Here is a 20,788-nt window from a genome sequence, read left to right on the forward strand (position 1 = left end):
ACGTTGATGCGCGCCGAGGCGGCTCAGGAATTGGCGAATCTCAATCTGTCCTATACGGAAATCCATGCACCGGTGGACGGCAAGGTTGGCAGGCGCTCGGCGCGGGTCGGCGCATTTGTGACGCCCGGCGCGCCGGTTCTCGCGATTGTCCCGGTCTCCGACGCCTATGTCGTCGCCAATTTCCAGGAAAACCAGATCACCAATATGCGACCTGGCCACAGCGTGCGCATCAWGGTGGATAGCCTTCCTGGCGTCGTGATCCAAGGTCATATCGATAGCCTTGCCCCGGCGACCGGAGTGAGCTTCGCGCCTATTGCTCCTGACAACGCAACCGGCAACTTCACGAAGATCGTCCAGCGCGTGCCCGTCAAGATCACCATCGACCGCGGGCAGCAGGCCGCGTCGGAATTGAGCGTAGGCCTTTCCGTCGTAACGGAAGTGGCCGTTGGCCGCCGTGGCGATATGCTGGCCAAGGGAGCAGACAGAAAATGAACGCGAATGAATACTCTTTCCGCGCCTCGGTGCTGGCGATACTGGCGTGCCTCGCGATGGCCGGCTGCGCGGTCGGGCCGGACTTCGAACGTCCGGGCGCGGCCACCCCCGACGTCTTCGACCGCGCCCAGTCTGCGCAGGCATCGAGCAAGGCGGTTGAATCCCAGTTCAGTTCAGAATGGTGGACACTGCTCAACGAACCCCTGTTGAACTCGCTCGAAAAGCAACTGGCCGATGCGAACCTGGACGTGGCCGCCGCGTCGGCGCGGCTGCGGCAAAGCCGGGCGGCGCAACGGGTGGCCGGCGCCGCTGAATATCCGACACTGGACGGCGCCGCCTCCTATCATCGCGAGCGCGGAAGTCCAAACGGCATCCTCTCCTTGCTTGGGGTCAGCCCGACAGGTAGTCAGCCACAATCGGCATCGGGCGACGCGCCGCTCGGCGTAGCGCCATTGCCGGGTTCGAGCGGTTCGCCCGCATTCGACCTGTACCAGTTCGGCTTCGATGCGTCGTGGGAGATCGATATCTGGGGCCGCGTGCGACGCGGTGTCGAAGCGGCGACCGCCTTGACGGCGGCCTCGTACGAGGACCGGAACGCAGTTCTCCTGTCTGCCCGCGCCGAACTCGCGCGAGACTATATCGAGTTGCGCGACACGCAGTCCCTGCTACAGATCGCGGGACAGAACCTTGAAATCGCCCGTGACACCACCAAGCTCACGCAGGTACGCGCACGTGAAGGCGTCACGACGGATCTGGACGTGGCCAATGCTTCCGCACAGGTGGCATCGATCGAAAGCCTGATCCCGACGCTCGAGTCGCGTCGCGAGGCCACCATCAATGCGATCGGACTGTTGCTGGCCGAAGAGCCGGGCGCACTGCGGCAAGCGCTCGGCGAAGTGCGTGACATTCCGGAACTCCCCAAGGAGGTGCCCATCGGTTTCCCGTCGGAACTCGTGCAGCGCAGACCGGACATCAGGAGGGCGGAAGCGCAACTGCACGCGGCCACGGCGTCGATCGGCATGGCAAAGGCTGACTTCTATCCGCGCATCACGCTAAATGGCAGTGCCGGGTTCCAGAGTCTCCAACTCTCGAACCTCGCAAACTGGGCGTCGGGCCAGTTTGTCGTCGGACCGTCGATCTCGCTTCCCATCTTCGAGGGCGGCAAGCTCAAGGGGATGCTGCATCTGCGCGAGGCGCAGCAACAGGAAGCCGCGATCGTCTACAAACGCACCCTGCTCGAAGCCTGGCGCGAGGTCGACGACGCGCTGCTCGCCTACGATGCCGAACAACAGCGACTCGACCGGCTGACGGAGGTCGTCAGCCTGAACCAGCGCGCGCTCTCGATCGCGCAGCAACGGTACAAGGCGGGCGCGATCGACTACCTCAACGTCCTGAACGTGCAGAAGCAGTTGCTCGAAGCGCAGCGCAATCTTGAACAGAGCAGGTCAACCGCCGCCACGAACCTTATTACGCTATGCAAGGTACTCGGTGGCGGCTGGGAGTCGACCTACGGCGAGCAGCACGTTGTTCGCTGAGGAGGTACTTGGGCGAACGGGTGCGGGTAACGCTACCCGACGGCCGATCCAGCCGGAACACAGAGACGTGGCCCGACAACTGGTCGGCCTGCTCGTTCATCGACTGCGCTGCGGCCGCCGCCTACTCCACAAGCGCGGCGTGCTGCTGGGTCTTTCAGTTGCGACATCGCCTCAATACGCGTGCGTACGTCGAGCCGGCGAAGGATGCCGGATACGTGTTCCTTGACCGTGTTCTCGGTTAGGCCCAGACGACGCGCGATTCGCTTATTGGATAGTCCCTCTAGTAGCAGATCGAAAACCGATTTCTGGCGTTTAGTAAGACGAAAAATCGCGGGTAGGGAGGAAGGCGTTGTTGCGAGCTGCCCGGAGCAAGGAGGCACTACAACGTCGCCGACCATCGTGGACGCTCGCGCATGCGCCATCCCGATAGACGGATAGCGGGTCGTATGGAAGCGCAGACATGCCTGCAACTCCTCGAGTTGCGTTGGACTCAGTTGAGCCACGCCCCGTAGCATGCTCCTAAACTGCTGTGCGATCATCTTCCTCTCTGCGTTTCCCCTAGCCCCGAGGTCTCCTTCCTGGCGCAACCGTACTACCCAGAATGGGAGAAATACAGCGGCGTTGTCGTCTCATCGTGACGCGGTCGGGAATGCCCCCATCGAACCGCTGAGTCTAATGGTGCGCCACAGCCTGACTAAATTACAAGCACTCTGAGTGCCGATTTCGGCCCGAGACGCGAAGAAGGCTGAAAGTGAGTTCGGCCGCGAGTTGCATCGCTAGTCCCATTACCACGTCAAGAAATGGGTCTTGCGCTTCCTGCGGTGCCCCACTACCGATCGGCGTGTCTGTGATTGAAGTAGCATAGAGCCTTAGCCTTTCAGCATTTGCAAGCGCTTTATGATAGTTCTCACTGGCCATCGCTAATGCCCGCGCAAAGTTTGCCTGAGTATTCGAGATGGCGCGCAGATCCATCGACGCCGTGTTTCTAAGTGCATTGAAGAGATCTGAATCTGCACGTGCATGGGCCAGCTTCAGTTCGTTTCTGGCGGCCTTGGCCGCGACCTCAAACTCTTTCTCCGCTCCCCATCCCGTAGTAGTCGGCGATTCGATTGACCAAGAGTAATGGATTGAGTTGTTCACACATATCTCCTTCCAGTGAAGTCAATAAACTGACGATCAGCAGGCCTTCGGTCGCGAGCGGAAGCGCGACCCCGACGATGAAGCCCGTGGTCCTAGCCTTTGCTATCACATCGATATCCACCTTGACGGATAGGCGATGGCCGGGCCGTTACGATCTGCAGGCCGATGCACGAGCCGCTTCGCTGCGCGGCAACCACATGTAAGAAGCGCCTATCCGGCTGCGCCAGTTCCTGCCCGTTCGATACCGGGCCAGGCGGGGAGCCCAGCCCGCACATGATTCCGTAAGGCGTTCAGAACTTGTGACGCAGCCCGATCCCAAAGGTGTTGCCCGAATTCAGACCCGCCACCTTGTCAAAACGCCAGGCAGCATAGATATCGCTGCGCTTGGAGAAGGGGTAGTCGTAGACCAGGGAGGTCGTGTCCCGGCGCGTTGATTGCAGCGTTTCATTGCCGCCTTGCCAAGTTCGTRCCCACTCGGCCATCACCGTACCGGTCCCGAGTGGAATGCTCGCGCCCACTTGCATGGTGCGGTTGCGCTGGCTGCTTAGAGCGCTGAACTTGTTGTCCGACTCAGCAAATTGGCCAAACAGCTTGACCACAGTGAAATCGTACGAGGCACCTGCAAGGTAGGCCGTCTGATAGTTCGCCCCGCTGGCCGCAAACGCGGGCGTATCGACGCCAACACGCTGTACAGCCAGCGTCGCGCCGAAATTGCCATGGAAGTAGGTAATGCCGCCGCCATAGTTCTGCTTGCCCTGGTGGCCGGCGACCTCACCGAAAGCATACATCGCGTTAAAGCGCAAGCCGCCAAAGTCCGGGCTCTGGTACAGCATCGAGTTGTTCCAGTGCGTATCGCCCGCCACCGAGTTCCCCACAGGCGCCCCAGGAGGAGTGGTATAGGTGTGAAGAAACATCGGCGAGAAGGTCTCGGAGTCCGCCAGCGGATTGAACAGGAGCATCGAGATAAACCATGGGGTGGGAATGCGTCCCAACTTCACCGTCCCGAAACTGCCATTCAAGCCCACATTGGCATTGCGCCCGAACATCGGGTCACCGTCAAAGCGCCCCACCTTCCCGTTGTCCATGCGGAAAAAGCTCTCGAGCCTAAACTCTGCACTTAAGCCGCCGCCTAGATCCTCCGTGCCGCTAACCCCCCAATAGGGCGTCGTCAAACCTGCGCTGCCGACCACGCCAGCACTGCTTGCCTCTCCACTCAGGCGGCTGGACCCAGCAAAGGCATCTACTACCCCGTAGAGTTGCACACCACTTTGCGCCTGTGCGCTTAAGGTGCCCATTCCACAAGCCGCTGCCAATGCGGCCAGAATCCTACGTTGTTCTTTCATTGTCTCCTCTCCTAGTGTTTGGGACGAGCGGTCCCCTGCGCTTCCTCCGAACTTGTGGGGTGCGCTAGCAACTGCATAGCGAATTGATTGATTGCGGCCAATCGGTGCGGCCAACACCACCGCAAACGTCAGTGACAGGTTAGCCGCACGGCGTTGGGTGCTGGAGTTTGGGCAGCCACCGGAAGGCCGTCGCAATTAGCACCGCGCCGGCGATCAGCATCGGCACCACCATGGGCCAGGCTCCCCAGTGGTACTGAGGATCGACGAACACCACTGCCAACTGGCCCATGCAGAAGGCTGCAAGCATCATGGTGAAGCCGGACCATGAAACGGCGCGTCCTGCCAGGTGCGGGAGACTGCTCGCAGCTCCAGCCTGTCCGCAAGGCTGATGAATTCCATGCCCCAGGCAATAGATGCCGTGGCCCACAATCAACGGCCAGGTGCTGGTTGGGAGGAACCAACAGCCTAAGGCCTGAAGAACGGCCCCTGAAAGGCTCATGACGGCGCCTTGGCGAACTGTGTGCAGGACGCTCTGCCGACGAAGTAACAGACGGCAGCCGATGGTGCTCATGATGTAAAGCAACGATCCACCAGCGGGAATCCAAGCGTACAACCCCGGCGAAAGCCCGAGGCGACCGATATACAGCATCGGGGAAAGCAGGAGGAAGCAGAACACGCCGCTATATGAGGCGGCGGATACAAGTGTCCACACGCGAAACTCCGTGCAGGCAAGAATTTCCCGAAAATCGCCGACGGGTACCCTTGTGTGCGATTCACGCCTGGTTTCCGCAAAACCGATCCAGCATGCCAGCCACAGCGCCAGCGCGTAGAGGCTCATGCCCACAAGTACCCAGCGCCAGCCCAAGTATTGGCCGACGTAGCCGCCAATAATCGGCGAGATCAATGCCATCGCTCCCAGACCCGTCAGGCCGCGAGCCATGACGCGCGGACCATCAGCCGCCGGATACAGGTCTCGCACGGCAGCCCGGCCGCACACCAGGATCGAGGCCATGGCAAACCCTTGCAGCGCACGCGATGCCGTCAGCGCCAGCGCATTGCCGGCGAGGGCGCCTGCCAGCGCCGCAGCGGCGTACATCGCCAGGCCACTCAGCAGTACCGGCCGGCGGCCCAGTCGATCGGCCAGGCTTCCCATCGGCAACTGGCCGAGGCCAAAGGCCAATGCAAACGCGGTTAGGCTGCTACTGGCCGACCCGAGTGAATCGGCGATCGCGGGCAGCGCTGGCAGATAGCTGTCGGTCCCCATGGGTTGCGCTGCCAATAGGAAGGGGAGCAGCAACGCGAAGTTCAGAGGGCTGCGTTTGTGCATATGATCAAATCCGATGATTGACTGAACGGCATTCCGTGTGCGAAGTGGCCGACGGTGCAACAGGTGAAGCTGGTCCCCTTGGACGTTCCAGTCAATTGGAGTGTTGGAGCGTACAAGGGCCAGGCGCTCCTATCCTTCGCAAGGAACCTGTGTTCCTGCCGTGTAAAGCCAATATCCGCATTCGCCGATGGGCGGCCCAAAATAGAATACGCAAGGCAAAAGCTTCCTCCCCCTTTGCAAGCCCGCCCACGTCACGCGGAGGCGGAACCGGGACACCCAACTCTGCAGCCATTGCATAGCCCACTACTCGCTCCCGTAATACCCGGGAATGGAGATACTCCTTCAGTATTGCCTCGACAAGGAGGCGCTGACCGCCTGGCGTCGACTCGGACGGCGAGGTAGCACGCGCACGCCGCTCGAGGCCGAGCCTGCATGCGCGCACCTCGCCGAGGAGATCACTGAACTGGTCAATCCTGGAGCGTTGCGTCATCGTTTCATCGAATTCCATTCCCGCCAATTGAAGCCGGCAAATCGGCGCGAGGCCAGGTTGCCAGCTGCCCGCCACCTACTTGCGTTCAGGTGGGGACGGCATGGCGACCAACGCCTTGAAACTCAGTGCGTGATTACGACGTTGGTGAATCCGCCCGCGCGCTTGTCGACCGCATCCAGCGCCTCGTTCACCGCCGCAAGTGGGAAACGTTCATGTTCGAACACATCGAGCTTCAGCGTGCCAGCGTCAGCCATCGCAGCCATGCCCTGCCCCTCCTCGGTAGTGAACCAGCACGAGCCGATGAGCGACTTTTGAAGCGCCATGAGCGGGAACGGGTCCAGAGCAATGGGATCGGCGACGCCCCCGATGTTGACCGCCTTGCCGCCGCGCCGCAGTCCATTGAATGCATCCAGCACGTTGGCAACCGGCGCATTGGCGCCCAGCGTTTCGAGTAGCACATCCACGCCATAGCCGCCGGTTGCCTCCATCACCACCTCGGCCGTTGGCCGCTCCCCAAGTACGATGGGAACGACGCGCCGTGGATCAAGCTTGTGAAGCTTGTCGAGCAATGCTGGATTGCGACCGGTGGCAAACACCTTCGCCGCGCCCATCGCCAATGCAAGGAGCACCGCTCCGAGCCCTAAAGTCCCCGTCCCACCGTCAATAAGTGCGGTTTGGCCAGGGCAGAACTGGGCCTTGCGAAGCGCCGAGTATGCAGTCCCCAGATAGCCGAAGCGCGCGGCCTGCTCGAAGGAAATGCTATCGGGTAGCTTCACGAGGTTGGCCACCGGCGCGGTCAAGTACTGCGCGAATCCGCCATAGGGATAGTCTTCAAAGACCTTCTGCGAACCTGGACCGAAGCCAAAGTAGCCGTGAAACGTGAACGCCGTGCAGTTCGTATGATCATGCCGACGGCAGGCAAGACAGCTACCACACGACAAGCCCGGGTTCATGTACACCCTGTCCCCAGGTTTGATGTCGGCATGCACCTGTGCCCCCACCTCCGTCACTACCCCTGCCGCGTCTAAGCCGTAGATCGCCGGCAGCTTGGGAAGCGGCATGAACGGGAACCATGCCGGGTAATGCGTAACGACATTGCGCAGGTTCGGCACAACGCCTGCTGCCTTCACCTCGATCAGCACATCGGTCGGGCGAACTTCCGGGAGTGGTATTGTGTCGATCTGGAACGGCTCTCCGATCTTGTGCAGCCGAGCTGCGCGCATCATCTTAGTCATGTTTGTCTCCCGATTGTCGGATTAGAAACGCCACGCCGAGTCGGCCTCGGCGCTAACTTGGTTGGTCCACCACCTTGCCTCCGGGGCGGCCTGTGTCGCCACAGGTTTTCGACCAATCACTTTTACAGGCTATTCATTCGCCTAGCTATCTATTTACTCGTGCGAAATGTAGTTGGCTCATCGTTTGATGTCAACTAAACTGTCTCCTTCTTCTCCCTCGGAATTACCCTAACCCGTGGCATCCAAAGCTCAGACTTCTGTCAGCCATACCACCGCTAAAGACGAGGCGGCCGGCCGCAGTCGCGGGGGTCGTCGAACCACAGGAAAATCGACTGCCAGCGCAGGCGTCGAGCAACCCCCGAAATACGACGATCTGCTGCGCAAGTCGCTGGCTTACGCGATCAAGCGGACGCAGGTCAGGTGTGACGAGGCTCTCGCACGCTATCTTGAGCCGGGCCTCTCTCCTGCGCGATTCGCCGCCCTTTGTGCCATCGGCGCCAATCCCGACATTAGCCAGGCGGCACTAGGAGGCTTGCTGAACATCGCCGGCCCCAGCGTCGTGAAGGTTGTTGACGAACTCGAACGGCTGGAGCTAGTGCGACGGGCACAGACGTCAGATCGGCGGGCTTACGCGCTGCAACTCACCCACCAGGGTGGTGCAGACCTGGAACGCTACCAGGCTTCCATGGAAACGTTTGAAGCCAAGATCTCCTCAAGATTGCGACCGCAGGAGCGCACCCTGTTGCTGTCTCTGCTTGCCAAGGTGGCACCGGACGAGGCCTGACGGCAACGTTTGGACGCCAGCCGGTAAGCTTGTGATTGGCAACGGGCACCGATTTCCCAACTCCCCATACTCCTGCGAGACCATCTGCCAGCGCCCTTGCGCAGGGCGTCTGGCTCGCCGTAGAACCATCGTGGGGACGCTGCATCTGTCGCCCGATTCTGATTGCCGCCCTCGTCAATGGCTATTGGAATGTCCGACGTTCGAACACCATGTCGAGCCCTCTGACAGCGCTTGCTAGTGGCTCCACGAGAACAATGCGGCGGTGTCAGGGCGCGCACACTCACATGGAATGCCCGGCGAGTGGGACTGCTCCGCCACCGCGGCCCCGAGCAGTTGCTAGCGAGCGGCTCGACGGCCTCCATGAACAATCCGCGGTTACCGAACGCCACAGCCAGCGAGAACGGCCTCACACGGCAACTTCGTCTACCCGGTAGTCGAATAGCCATTCGTAGCGCTCACGCACCTTGTCGGCCGCCCACTGTTCTTCAATGTATTGCGCTGCTCCGTCGACATCGGCCAGTTTCGGATTGTGGAACCGCGCGGTATTGTCATTGGAGCCGCGCACAATAGCCGACGTGCGTTGCACCCGAGCGGCCTCATACGACGCGAGTGCCTGCGCGATGTCGTCGCGGTGGGCGGCCAATGCACGTGCCAGCACGTAGCCGTCCTCCATGGCCATTGCAGCCCCTTGCGCCAGGAAAGGCAGGGTCGGATGAGCCGCATCGCCCAGCAAGGTCACCGCACGGGCGGACCACCGCTGCAACGGCTCACGCGCCATGAAGGCCCACTTGTAGTGCACATCGATGGCACGGATCAGCGTCTGCACATCCTCATGCCAGCCATCAAAGTCCTTCAAGCAGTCCGCCAGTGTGCCCTGCTGGGTCCAAGATTCGACCTGCCAGCCTTGGCCTTCAACAATGCCGACAAAATTAATAAGCTCACCGCGATGCAACGGATACTGCACGACGTGGCGCCCTGGCCCTACCCAGTTCACACCATCCATCGCGCGCAAATGCTCCGGCAGCCGCCCGGCAGGGATAACCCCGCGCCAGGCATATAACCCGGAAAAGCGCGCCTTGTCCGGCCCTGCAATCGGCACGCGGATGCACGAATGGACACCGTCTGCGCCAACCACCAGGTCAGCCTCGACACGCTCGCCACTCCGCAGCAGTACCGCGGGCCTGGTACCCGAGAGGTCCACCGACTCACAGCGGCAATCGAGCCGGATGGCGGAAGGCGCCAGCGCATGTACGCCGCGCATCAGTGCTGTGTGCAGATCAGCGCGATGGAAAAAGCTGAACGGGTGCCCATACTTCTCGCGCGAGTTCGCTGCCAGGTCTGGCACCTCCCAAGTCCGACCCGTGCTCCAATGCCGGATCTTCTTCCCGGTCGGCTCCGCGCCCAGCTCGGTCACGCTGTCTTTCAGTCCAAGCAAGCTCAGTACCCGCGTCGCGTTCGCACTGAGCTGCACGCCGGCGCCAACCTCCGCCAGAATTGGGGCCTGCTCGAGTACGGTGACTTGGAAGCCGTGCCGCAGTAGTGCCAGCGCCGCAGTCAACCCGCCTAAGCCGGCACCGACCACAACGACGCTTCGAACGGTGGAGATGTCACTCATAGAAATATGCTTTCCTTGTTGACGCGTTTGCGCGCGTCACAAACTGTATATAGATCCGCAGACGCACTGCGGCTCGAATTGCACTTGTTGGCACAACTTGGGGTCGCGGTTCGGACGGCGGATGCCTTAGAACGCCGCCTCCGGCATGTCAGCACAAGTCAGGTCGCACGCCTGCACCACCCCCAGCCAGGCGTCGATTTTTGGTAACTCGTAGCGGCAGAAATAGCGCGCCGCACGCCGCCGGCCTTCATCCTCCGGCGCGCCGCCATCGGGCGGAACCACCAGCAGCATGTCCAGCCAGATCCACGCGATGACGAGGTGGCCGAAAGCCTGCATGTAAGGAACAGCATTGGCCAGCGCCTCGGCGGGATTTCCGCTGGCCCATGCAGCCTGGGTTGCAACTTGAATCTTCTTCAGTGCGTGGCTCACGGCGGCAGCGTGTTCGACCAGTCCGGGGCACGACGACGCCTGCGCGACGGTGGCCATGATTCGCGCACTGAGTTGCGCCAAGCCCTTGCCCGCCTCCATGACGACCTTGCGGCCCAGCAGGTCCGCAGCCTGAATACCGTGCGAGCCTTCGTGAATCATATTCAGGCGGTTGTCACGCCAGTACTGCTCCACAGGGAACTCGCGGGTGTAGCCGTAGCCGCCGTGGATCTGGATCGCCAAGGAGTTCGCTTCCAGGCAAAACTCACTAGGCCAACTCTTGGCAAGCGGCGTCAGCACCTCCAGTAGCAAACGCGCCTCCTCGATCGCCTCTGGAGTCCCGGTGTGCTGCTCGTCCACGAGACGCGCGCAATAGAGCACCAGCGCCAGCGCCCCTTCGCAATAGGCCTTCTGGGCCAGCAGCATGCGCTTGATATCGGCGTGCTCGATGATACGGACTTGGGGCTGGGCGGGATCTTTGCCGGCAGGACCCAGCGGACGTCCCTGCTGCCGGAACTTAGCGTATTCGAGCGACGCGTAATAGCCTGCCAGACCGAGCGCAGTCGCCGACAGCCCGATGTCAATGCGAGCCTCGTTCATCATGTGGAACATGCAGCGTAGGCCTTCGCCCGGACGGCCTACCAGGTAGCCGATCGCCCCCGCTCCGCCGCGCACCGGATACTTGCCTTCGCCGAAATTGAGCAGCGTGTTAGTGACGCCGCGCCATCCCAGCTTATGGTTCAATCCCGCAAGCGCGACGTCGTTGCGCTCGCCCGTCAAGCCGCCGTCGGTTCCAACCAATCGCTTCGGCACCACGAACAGCGAGATGCCACGGGTGCCAGCCACGAGCTTGCCGTCCGGACCGGGGATCTTCGCCAGCACTAAGTGAACGATGTTCTCCGCCAGTTCGTGGTCGCCGGCGGTAATCCACATCTTGCTGCCCCTCAGCCGGTAGCGCGGACCCAGGGGATCGCCTTCGAAATCCTCCCCGTCAGGGGTGGCTCGGGTCGAGATGTCGGAGATTGACGAACCAGCCTGTGGCTCGGACAAACACATTGTCCCTGTGAAGCGTCCACTGAACTCATTCAGCGCAAAGACCCGTTTCTGCAGTTCTGTGCCATGCGCCATGAGCAGATTGGCATTGCCCAACGTCAGGAGCCCATATCCACCGAGACTCACCGAGGCGGAACTGAAGAACGTGCTGGCTGCCGCCTGCACCGAATGAGGTAATTGCATGCCGCCGATCTCATAATCCTGCCCGGCACCGAGCATGCCGGCGGCGGCAAAGGCCTCGAATGCCTCCCGCGTTACCCGAGGCAAATGCACGGATTCGCCATCGAACATCGGCTCTTCCGTATCCACCAAGCGGTTATACGGTGCGTACTTCTCGCGCGCGATGCGCTCAGCGGTGTCGAGCACTGCATCGAAGGTCTCTCGAGAATGGTCTGCAAACCGCGGCCTTTTGCCGAGAGACTCGGTCTTCAGCCAGTCGTGCAGCAGGAAATCGATAGTGGTTCGTAGTGAGGTCATGATGAAGAGTGTCGTCGTGTCAGCAGGACTGCTCGAAAGCCGATGGCCCGTGCAACGACTAGTCATGCAGGAATTCCAGATCTTTAAGTTGGCCGCTCTTGCAGTTCGGGACAGGCTGCCCCACGGCCAAGCTATGCGCCGCGCGGTGTAAGACGAACTCACCGTGCGAGTGGCGAACAACGCCCGTTCTATGGTCGCTTCGCCCCTACCAGGACAAACAGCATGGTCGCCGGCTTGTCACTCTTGTTGCGCCAACCATGGCGGGTTCCGTTCTGGATCACCACATCATGGAACGCCAGCTTTTTCGTCTCACCGTCATCAAGTTCGAGGTGAAGTTCGCCCTCCAGCAGAACCGCATAGTCGATCGAGTCGGTGGTGTGCATCCCTGGGCTTTGCGGCTCGAACGTCTCGGCCAGACCGGGCAACAACTCCATGTACTCGCACCCCGCTGCAACGGGATCGAATCCGGGACTCATCATGGTGGCATCCGGCGGGAATGTGATGAGCATCAAGGTGCTCCCTCCCGCCGACGGCACCCACGATCGAGCTGCGGCAGCCCGATCCTCGCAGCCAACAAGCGTGGCACCCGGTGGCGTCTCCCACAGCAGAGCGGCCGACAGGCCGGCGACATGCTTGAACTCCACGGTACGCGAGCCGGCATCCTCGGAGGCGAAGATCGACTTTCCGTCTTGATTGCGGCTAGTCACGATGCGACGAATGGACATAATTTTCTCCGTTTCCTGGTTCAATGCATGATCACGACGTTGGTAAAGCCACCGCTTCGCTTATCGATCGCATCCAGCGCCTCGTTTACCTCGTCAAGAGAGAAGCGAACGTGTTCGAATATGCTCAGCTTCAGAATCCCGGCATCTGCCATCGCCGCCATATCCTGCCCCTCTGCAGTGGTGAACCAGCAGGAGCCAATGTATGACTTCTGCAAAGCCATCAATGGAAACGGTTCAAGGGGAATCGGATCGGCAACGCCGCCGATGTTGATGGCACGGCCGCCTCGTTTGAGCGCGTTGAATGCATCCAGTACGGTCGCCACTGAAGCATTCGGGCCCAGTGATTCGATCACCGCATCGACGCCGAAGCCTCCAGTGGCTTCCATAATGACCTCAGCAGTCGGCCGCTCCCCCAGGGTGATCGGCACGACACGCTTCGATTCGATGTTCTGCAGCCGGTTCAGCAGCGCCTTGTTGCGGCCGGTCGCAAAGACCGTCGCGGCGCCCATCGCCAGCGCAAGCAGCACCGCACCCAGCCCCAAGGTACCCGTTCCGCCGTCCACCAGGACCGTCTGACCCGCGGCAAAGCGCGCCTTGCGCAGCGCCGAGTACGACGTCCCCAGATAGCCAAAGCGTGCCGCCTGCTCGTACGTGACGCTCTCCGGTAGCTTCACCAGGTTGGCTGCCGGCGCGACGAGGTACTGAGCAAATCCACCATATGGGTAATCTTCGAAAATCTGCTGGGAGCCCGGGCCAAAGCCGAAGTAGCCGTGGAAAGTGTAGGCCGTGCAGTGGATCGGCTCGCCGCGCCGGCACGCCTGGCAACTACCGCAAGACAAGCCCGGGTTCACATAGACGCGGTCGCCGGGCTTGATATCGGCGTGTACCTGCGAGCCGACTGCCGCCACGACGCCCGAAGCGTCCAACCCGTAAATGGCCGGCAACTTAGGAAGGGGCAGAAAAGGAAACCAGGTGGGGTAGTTCGACACCACGTTGCGCAGATTCGGCACGACGCCAGCGGCCTTTACCTCAACAAGAACATCGGTCGGTCGCACCACAGGCACCGGAATCGTGTCGACCTGGAATGGCCGGCCGACTTCATGAAGCCGCGCTGCCCTCATCATCTTTGTCATGATTGCCCCCTCTTTATTTCCTGCACCGGCGATTCACAATCGCGTGCGCGGCAAAGCGATCTTTCACTTGGCCATTACCGCCATGGTCAGGCGCGACACGCAAGTGAGGCGCCCCTGCTCGTCACTCAGCTCAATCTGCCAAACTTGAGTACTTCGGCCGATGTGAACCGGGGCCGCCACACCGGTGACCCAACCGGAGTAAGCGCTTCTGAGATGGTTCGCGTTAATGTCCAGGCCGAACGCCTGGTGCCCCGCCGGACACGCGTAGGCTGCCCCCACTGAGCCAAGGGTCTCGGCGAGAACAACCGACACACCACCATGCAAGATGCCGTACGGCTGGCACGTGCGCGCGTCGACATGCACGCGGCCTTTGACAAAGTCCTCGCCAACCTCGGTGAACTCAATGCCAAGATGGGAGGGCGCAGTGTTCTTGTGAAACGCGGTGAGGATCTCGACGGAGATCGGTTGTTTCCAGATAGAAGCCATCTAGGCATCTCCATTCATTGCTATTGGTGATCATCGCCGTATTGCTTGCGCAGCTCCTTGCGAAGGACCTTGCCGACGGCGCTCTTTGGCAACTGGCCCACGACAAAGACTTCCTTTGGGCACTTGTAGGCCGCAAGCTGGGTCCGCAGTCGCCGGATGAGCTCGGCGCCCGTCGCGGATGATCCTGGTCGCAAGACCACCGCGGCAACGACCTTCTCTACCCAGACCGGGTCAGGAATACCAAACACCGCAGCCTCGGCCACATCCGGATCGCGATACAGATAGCTTTCCACCTCCGTCGGGAAAACATTCTCGCCGCCAGTGACTACAAGATCATTCTTTCGGTCAACGATGTAGAGAAAGCCCTCCGAGTCGAACCGCCCCAAGTCGCCAGTCTTTAGCCAGCCGGCACGAAATACTCGCTCGGACGCTGCTTCGTCCAACCAGTAGCCCTTCATCAAATTGGGGCTGCGGACCTCTACCTCGCCGACACTCCCCAGTGGGACGTCCCGCCCTGTGTCATCCACGAGCCGCACTAGACGGCGCGGATACGGCAGCCCGCAGGAGGCGAGCAGATGCTCGCCATGCGCTTGCATGGCACGGCGGTGGTCGTCCGGCCGCAGAATGGTCACGACGCCGGCTTCGGTGGAGCCGTAGCCCTGCGCGAAGCCGCAGCGGGGAAAGGTCTGCATGGCACGGCGAAGCAGTTCTGCTGGCATCGACGAGGCAGCGTAGAACAGCATCCGGACGCTCCCGAGGTCGGCCGAGGCCGCCGACGGATGCGCCAGCAAGGCCGCGATCATCGTTGGTGCCAGATGCACATTGGTGATACGTCTGGCTTCGAGCTCGCGCAAGATCGTTCCCGGGTCGAACTCGGCCAGCACCACCGTCGAGGATCCGCACGCAAAGCTAGGAAACAGGTGGTACCACATGCCGCCCGCGTGAAAGAGCGGCATGACGGCCATCGTGATGTCCTCTTGCGTCAGCGCGAGCTCCTGGGCCGCAGCGGCACAGTTGCCGGTGACGCCTGCATGCGTCATGGCGACCCCCTTGGGCGCGCCCGTGGTTCCACTCGTGTAGATGAGGCACAACACATCTTCCGGCAACGCCGAATTGACCGGCTCGGTGTCGGGAGAGCTGGCGAGCAAGGCGTCGTAGCCCAGCCAGCCGGCCGGCAAACCGTTCGGTTCGTCTAGCAGGATGTAGTGCGCCACGCCGGGCAGTTCGCTACGAAGCGACTCGGCCACGGCGCGATGCTCCTCGTCAACAATCAGTACTTCCGGCGCGCTGTGACGCACCAGATTCGTCAGCTCGCCCGACGCGAGGCGCCAGTTCAGCGGGACCACGATGAAGCCCGATTTGCTCAGCCCGTAGGCTTCAATGTACTCCGGCCGGTTCTTCGACAGGACGGCTACCCGCGCGCCTTTCTTGAGCCCGAGCGCCGCCACGGCGTTGTTCAGCGCATTAACACGGCGGTTGAACGCATCAAAGGTAACGGCGCGTCCGTCCAACGTTTCAAACGCCACCTTCGTCGGCCAGGCGGATGCGGCCTCGCACAACACATCGCCGAAAGTACGCATGGAGTAGAGATCGATCATTGCCGTACGACCTTGTTGGCCTTGCGATCGAGGAAGTCGCGCAGACGGCGCTTGGCCTCTTCATCCGCCTGGGCCAGGGTTACCATCAGCATCTCGGTAAACAGGCCGTTCGAAGGCTCCTGCTCGACGATGCGGGGAATTGCCTGAATCACTGCATAATTTGCCAGCGGTGCATTCCCTGCCACCTTCTCCGCCACGGCCAGGGCCGTCTCCATGCCGGCGCCATCTTCAACGAGATACTGCGTGAAGCCCAAGAAATTCCGCCCCTCCTGCGCATCATAGACCCGGCCCGATAGCATCATGTCGATGACATTGGATGGGCCGATCAGCCGAGGCAGGCGAACCGAGCCTCCCGAGCCCAAGAAGATGCCGCGCGTTCCCTCTGGCAGCGCGTAGTACGCGCTTGCCTCGGCGATGCGGATGTGTGCGGCCGCGGCGAGTTCCATGCCACCGCCGATCACCGCGCCGTGCAGCACCGCGATCACCGGTACTTTGCAGAACTGTACCGTTTCATTGAGACGTTGACCGATGGCGCAGGTCTCGAAGTTCTCACTGGTGCCGGCCTCTTTGATCTCGTTGAGGTCGAGGCCTGCGCAGAAGTGCTCTCCTTCACCAGTCATCACGACTGCCCGCACATCCCGCGGAATGCTGGCGAAGAACGTCTGCAAACCCAGCACCAGTTCATCGCTCAGTGAGTTCCGCTTCTCCGGCCGGTTCAAGGTGACGATGGCAATGTTGTCCCGGCGCTCAACGCGGACGCAATTCGGCAAAGGCACGGGCCAGTTGTTCTGGGAATTGTTCATTTATGCTTCCTGGGTAAAGGTATAAGTACTCGCTCATGCGTCAAGGGTGAAGCCAGACTCATTGGCAATGCGCGACCATCGCCTGTAGTCCGCTTCGAGCAGGCGCTGGTAGGCCGCTGCCGTCGAACCCCGCAGTTGCAACTCCATCTTCCTGGCCGTTTCGGCGAACTCCGCCCTGGCGACGGCCCGCTGCAGCGTGGCTTCGTGACGTTCGACCATAGGCGCCGGGGTGGCGGCATGCACGAACACCCCGAACGACTCGGCGTACTCGAGCGCCGGCATCATGAGCTCCGTGAACGTCGGCACGTTCGGCACAGACACAAGCCGGGTCGCTCCCGTCGTGGCGAGAATCCGGATCCGGCCGCTTCTATGAAAATCGACCATCGCGGGCAAGGCGTTCATCGTGGAATCCACCTGCCCCCCCATGAGATCCTGCAAACCAGGCCCCGTCCCTCGGTACGGCACATAGCCCAATTTAATGCCCGCCTCCTTGGCAAGCACCATTCCCAAGAAATGAGGGGAGGTTCCAGCACCTGGATGTGCAAGGCTGGCTTCCTTCCGGCTCGACCGGGACCAGGCTATGAATTCCGACATGGTCTTGATCGGGCTGTCCCCCTTAACGGCAAAGGCGAAGGGATGCTCGCACACAGCGCCCACCGGCTTTAGGTCAAGCAATGGATGGACCAACGGTTTGCGAAACAATTGCGCGGTGAGCGACAGGACTGAAGTGGGCGTCAACAAAAGACTCAACCCGTCCGGAGGCGCCAGCTTGACGGCTGCGGCCGCGAGCTGCGCGGATGCGCCGGGCTTATTCTCGACCACCGCCGTCATGCCCCCCTTGGCAAACTGCGGCGCCAGCATTCGGGCCAGCACGTCCAGCGTGCCGCCAGGCGGGAAGCCGACGATGATTCGCCCGACCGGACTTTGAGCTTGTGCAAGGCCGGTCGACAAAACGGAAGCGGCCCCGGCGAGCTTAAGCAGTTGGCGACGGTTCAGCCTCATCTTCATCATGTCTCCTATGTTGTATGGCAAGCGCTAGTTCGAGCTGGGCTCGCCGCCCTGGCCGGACCGCTGCAGTTTGATGACCCCCACGAGGTTCTCGTCGCGCCAATGAATCCAGTCATCGATACTGGCTCGGTCGGACACCTCCTCGGCCGCTGCCACGAGCTTGGCTCGCACCTCAGGGGTCAAGCGAGGCTGCGATCGTGGGGTCCACCAGTCTTCCACCGCCGCACCGGCGTGGTCCAGTATCCCTTTCATGCCGCTGGGCCCGCCGGCAAGATGCATCGTCAGCAGCGGGCCCATCAGCATCCAACGTGGACCCAGGCCGTAACGGATGGCCGCGTCGATATCGCGCGCGCTGGCGACGCCATCGACGAGACAAGCCACCGCTTCGCGCACGAGGGCAAACTGCAGGCGATTGGTCATGTGCCCGCTAGCCTCAACGTTGACGCGAATGGGCTGCTTTCCGAGATACCTGGCAAAATCCATCGCCCAGTCAATGACCGCAGTTGCGGTGAGCCGCCCTCCAACCACTTCCACCAGTGGGATCAGATGAGATGGATTGAGCGGGTGCATCACGACCAGTCGCTGCGGCTGCTGGCATGCCCCCTGCAGGGCCGATGGCGTAATTCCGCCGGTACTCGAAATGATGATCTTGTCTGGGCCCGATACCCCGTCGATCTCGCGCAGCACACGCGCCTTTAACTCTGGCCTTTCGGGAACGTTCTCCTGGATGAGGTCGGCCTGCCGCGCGGCTTCAGCGATGGCGTCGATGAACCTAAGCCGCTCCAGAGGTGGTTGCTCCGTGTGGGCGATGCCAAGATCCCGAAGCGCAGGCCACGCTTTTTGCACGAACTCCCTCGTCAAGGCCTCCGCGCCCTGCGCCGGATCGTGTGCCACAACGTCCATGCCGCGGGCCAGGAACAACGCCGCCCAACTGGCACCTACGGTGCCTGTGCCAATGACAGCAACCCGTCGTATATCCTGCGGTCGCAAATAGGCCATCATTGGCACCGCAGCGGCCGCAGCCCCATGATCTCGCGCGCCTCAGCCGGGGTGGCCAGCTCGCCGCCGAGCTCACGCACGATGCGCACCATCCGCTCGACGAGTTGTACATTGGTGGCCAGCTCGCCATGCGAGTAGTACAGATTGTCTTCCAGGCCCACCCGTACATGCCCGCCGAGCAGCAGCGCCTGCGTCGTTGCCGGCAATTGTGCCGGGCCAATTGCACTAACATTGAAGACGCTGTCCTTGGGCAGGTGATCGACCATCGCCTGCAGAATCTGCGGCGTGTAGGGCAGCGCGCCCTGGAACGCATTGACGCCAAGAACGATGTTGACGAAGTACGGCGGCTCGTCCAAGCCCTCCTTCAGCGCCCGGGAGACATCCTGAACGATATCCGACAGCCCGAACACCTCCCACTCCGGCTTGATGCCCCGCGCCTTCATTCCCTCCGCCAGTAGGCGCGTCCGCGTTGGTGTCGTCGGCGCAAGAATCTCCTTCCCACCGAAGCTGGCAACCACGGTTTGCGCGTCGAGGGTACACATCTCGACGCCTTCGCCATCCATCCCGCGCATCCGCTCTTCGAAGATCTGCTCCCAGAGTCCGTCGGTCGCCGGCCGAATCATGTCGCCGTTAATGCCGCCTCCCGTGGAATTGTTCAGCACGATGTCACATTTGCCGCGGATCAATCGATTGATCCGTGTATACACCGCCGGATCACAAGTCGCCTCATCATCCGTTTCACGGCGCGCATGTACGGCCACGACGCTGGCACCAGCGTTGTAGCAACGATAAACGTCTTCCGCGATCTCTTCGGGGCGCGTCGGAAGATTTGGGTTCTGCTTCTTGCTAGCCATGCCCCCGGTGGGCGCGACGGTGACGATGACTTTTGGCTTATTCATGGGTCTCTCTCCTGTTCGTTACAGATCTATGACGAGGCGCGGGGAGCGTGAGCGCGAGCAACACGGCGTGAAGCTGTCGTTCCGCACATGCTCTGCGTCGGTAAGGTAGACGTCGCGGTGGTCCGGCGTACCGTCGATCACGCGGGTGACGCACGTTCCGCACACCCCCATCTCGCACGAAGCGGCTACATCGACTCCGGCTTCGGCCAGAACCGCCAGCACCGACTTTTCAGCGGGCACCACCAAACGCCGGCCGCTGCGCGCCAGTTCGAGCTCAAATTGAGTGTCAGTCACCCTGCCCGCTGGCGCGGTCGGAGCGGAGAAGAATTCCCGATGAAGATGATCTTCGCTCCACTGCGCGTGGAGAGCACCGTCTAAGACATGCTGGATGAAGCCACCAGGACCACAGACGTAGACGTGATGCTCCGGGGTGGCACGCGCCAGCACCGAAGCGATGTCAAGTCTCTGGGAGGAATCTTCGTCGTCAAAATGAAAATGGATATTGTCGGCGTAGCTCGCCGCCTCGAGCCGCGCCCGGAAGGCCGCACGCGCGCGACTACGAGCGCAGTAGTGAAGCTCGAAGCTCCTCTCTTGCTCGGACAACTGCTTAGCCATGGCCAGCAGCGGTGTAATTCCGATCCCGCCGGCGAACAGCAGTACTGGCGCTCCGTCCACCAGTTCAAAATGGTTGCGAGGACGACTGACGAGGACTTCCGAGCCAACAGCCAAGGCGTCGTGCATGAAGGTGGATCCCCCGCGTGAGGCCGGCTCCTTTAGTACGGCAATTTCGTAGTGATCGACGGATGGGCCAGGGTTGCACAGTGAGTACTGACGAACTCGCCCCGGGCCGGTATGGACATCAAGGTGCGCGCCCGCTTCGAAACCCGGCAAATCCCCGCCCGCTGCATTCACCAGTCGAAACGCGACAATATCCTCGGCTTCGCTCGAGCGGGCCGCGACCCGAAGCGGGATGAGCTCGCCTTGATTCGTGGATTGAGATTTGGTATTCATGCCGCTGCCCTTCATAGAGATCCATTCACTACGTTTTTACTAGTTTAGCTATTTATTCACTAGGTGAACTATTTTTTCGGACCGATGGCTTCCTGTCAATGTCTTCGGCGGGATGCGAGACCGGGACTTACCCTGATGTACCCGATCGTTTGGCCGCCCGCCGAATGCGTCAGCGCCCTCTAACTCGCTGCCAGTCCGCTGGCGCGCGG

General features: G+C 61.5%; 18 protein-coding genes and 1 pseudogene. 3 read left to right on the plus strand and 16 right to left on the minus strand.

Features of this window, described 5'->3' with window-relative positions:
- On the plus strand, window positions 1–492 hold a 492-nt coding region (locus AB4Z48_RS36240), incomplete at its 5' end, for an efflux RND transporter periplasmic adaptor subunit (RefSeq protein WP_441623039.1).
- The gene (locus AB4Z48_RS36245) at window positions 489–2,027 is read left to right on the plus strand and encodes an efflux transporter outer membrane subunit (RefSeq protein WP_441623041.1); all 1,539 of its coding nucleotides are present in this window, start codon (window positions 489–491) and stop codon (window positions 2,025–2,027) included. The genes AB4Z48_RS36240 and AB4Z48_RS36245, both read left to right, overlap by 4 nt.
- A gap of 152 nt (window positions 2,028–2,179) precedes the next feature.
- On the opposite strand, the pseudogene AB4Z48_RS36250 reads toward AB4Z48_RS36245, so the two are convergent.
- The 5 genes and pseudogenes from AB4Z48_RS36250 to AB4Z48_RS36270 form a co-directional block, all read right to left on the minus strand.
- A pseudogene (locus AB4Z48_RS36250) lies at window positions 2,180–2,362 on the minus strand (response regulator transcription factor); the annotation flags it as partial.
- 364 nt (window positions 2,363–2,726) lie between these two features.
- Window positions 2,727–3,167 carry a hypothetical protein gene (locus AB4Z48_RS36255; RefSeq protein WP_441623043.1) on the minus strand — a complete coding sequence of 147 codons (441 nt, stop codon included), beginning with the start codon at window positions 3,165–3,167 and terminating at the stop codon, window positions 2,727–2,729.
- Between the two features lie 290 nt (window positions 3,168–3,457).
- Complete coding sequence (locus AB4Z48_RS36260; RefSeq protein WP_441623045.1) at window positions 3,458–4,510, minus strand: porin; 1,053 nt, start codon at window positions 4,508–4,510, stop codon at window positions 3,458–3,460.
- Between the two features lie 139 nt (window positions 4,511–4,649).
- Window positions 4,650–5,837, minus strand: coding sequence for an MFS transporter (locus tag AB4Z48_RS36265; protein WP_441623047.1), 1,188 nt, complete (start codon window positions 5,835–5,837; stop codon window positions 4,650–4,652).
- A 612-nt stretch (window positions 5,838–6,449) separates the two neighbouring features.
- A complete protein-coding gene (locus tag AB4Z48_RS36270; protein WP_441623049.1) occupies window positions 6,450–7,562 on the minus strand; it encodes an alcohol dehydrogenase catalytic domain-containing protein in 1,113 nt (370 codons plus the stop codon).
- A 235-nt stretch (window positions 7,563–7,797) separates the two neighbouring features.
- Here AB4Z48_RS36270 and AB4Z48_RS36275 point away from each other — a divergent pair, with 235 nt between their 5' ends.
- Window positions 7,798–8,346, plus strand: coding sequence for a MarR family winged helix-turn-helix transcriptional regulator (locus tag AB4Z48_RS36275; protein WP_441623051.1), 549 nt, complete (start codon window positions 7,798–7,800; stop codon window positions 8,344–8,346).
- A 406-nt stretch (window positions 8,347–8,752) separates the two neighbouring features.
- On the opposite strand, the gene AB4Z48_RS36280 is transcribed toward AB4Z48_RS36275, so the two are convergent.
- The 11 genes from AB4Z48_RS36280 to AB4Z48_RS36330 form a co-directional block, all read right to left on the minus strand.
- Window positions 8,753–9,961, minus strand: coding sequence for an FAD-dependent monooxygenase (locus tag AB4Z48_RS36280; protein WP_441623053.1), 1,209 nt, complete (start codon window positions 9,959–9,961; stop codon window positions 8,753–8,755).
- 126 nt (window positions 9,962–10,087) lie between these two features.
- Complete coding sequence (locus tag AB4Z48_RS36285; RefSeq protein ID WP_441623055.1) at window positions 10,088–11,917, minus strand: acyl-CoA dehydrogenase; 1,830 nt, start codon at window positions 11,915–11,917, stop codon at window positions 10,088–10,090.
- A 188-nt stretch (window positions 11,918–12,105) separates the two neighbouring features.
- Window positions 12,106–12,642 carry a cupin domain-containing protein gene (locus tag AB4Z48_RS36290; RefSeq protein WP_441623057.1) on the minus strand — a complete coding sequence of 179 codons (537 nt, stop codon included), beginning with the start codon at window positions 12,640–12,642 and terminating at the stop codon, window positions 12,106–12,108.
- 20 nt (window positions 12,643–12,662) lie between these two features.
- Window positions 12,663–13,775, minus strand: a complete 1,113-nt coding sequence (locus tag AB4Z48_RS36295) for an alcohol dehydrogenase catalytic domain-containing protein (protein ID WP_441623059.1) — start codon at window positions 13,773–13,775, stop codon at window positions 12,663–12,665.
- A 63-nt stretch (window positions 13,776–13,838) separates the two neighbouring features.
- The gene (locus tag AB4Z48_RS36300) at window positions 13,839–14,261 is read right to left on the minus strand and encodes a hotdog fold thioesterase (RefSeq protein WP_441623061.1); all 423 of its coding nucleotides are present in this window, start codon (window positions 14,259–14,261) and stop codon (window positions 13,839–13,841) included.
- Window positions 14,262–14,281: 20 nt separating this feature from the next.
- Window positions 14,282–15,859 carry a long-chain-fatty-acid--CoA ligase gene (locus AB4Z48_RS36305; RefSeq protein ID WP_441623063.1) on the minus strand — a complete coding sequence of 526 codons (1,578 nt, stop codon included), beginning with the start codon at window positions 15,857–15,859 and terminating at the stop codon, window positions 14,282–14,284.
- A complete protein-coding gene (locus AB4Z48_RS36310; protein WP_441623064.1) occupies window positions 15,856–16,662 on the minus strand; it encodes a crotonase/enoyl-CoA hydratase family protein in 807 nt (268 codons plus the stop codon). Before AB4Z48_RS36310 ends, AB4Z48_RS36305 begins: the two co-directional genes overlap by 4 nt.
- A 33-nt stretch (window positions 16,663–16,695) precedes the next feature.
- Complete coding sequence (locus AB4Z48_RS36315) at window positions 16,696–17,673, minus strand: Bug family tripartite tricarboxylate transporter substrate binding protein (protein WP_441623066.1); 978 nt, start codon at window positions 17,671–17,673, stop codon at window positions 16,696–16,698.
- A 24-nt stretch (window positions 17,674–17,697) separates the two neighbouring features.
- Window positions 17,698–18,672, minus strand: coding sequence for a 3-hydroxyacyl-CoA dehydrogenase NAD-binding domain-containing protein (locus tag AB4Z48_RS36320; protein ID WP_441623068.1), 975 nt, complete (start codon window positions 18,670–18,672; stop codon window positions 17,698–17,700).
- Window positions 18,669–19,568: a 3-keto-5-aminohexanoate cleavage protein gene (locus tag AB4Z48_RS36325; RefSeq protein WP_441623070.1), complete on the minus strand. Its 900-nt coding sequence runs from the start codon at window positions 19,566–19,568 to the stop codon at window positions 18,669–18,671. Before AB4Z48_RS36325 ends, AB4Z48_RS36320 begins: the two co-directional genes overlap by 4 nt.
- A gap of 18 nt (window positions 19,569–19,586) precedes the next feature.
- Window positions 19,587–20,579, minus strand: a complete 993-nt coding sequence (locus tag AB4Z48_RS36330; RefSeq protein WP_441623072.1) for a PDR/VanB family oxidoreductase — start codon at window positions 20,577–20,579, stop codon at window positions 19,587–19,589.
- Window positions 20,580–20,788: the final 209 nt, after the last annotated feature.

Origin of the sequence: Cupriavidus sp. 2TAF22 (assembly GCF_052115045.1) — a bacterium.
In the GTDB taxonomy this organism is placed as follows: domain Bacteria; phylum Pseudomonadota; class Gammaproteobacteria; order Burkholderiales; family Burkholderiaceae; genus Cupriavidus.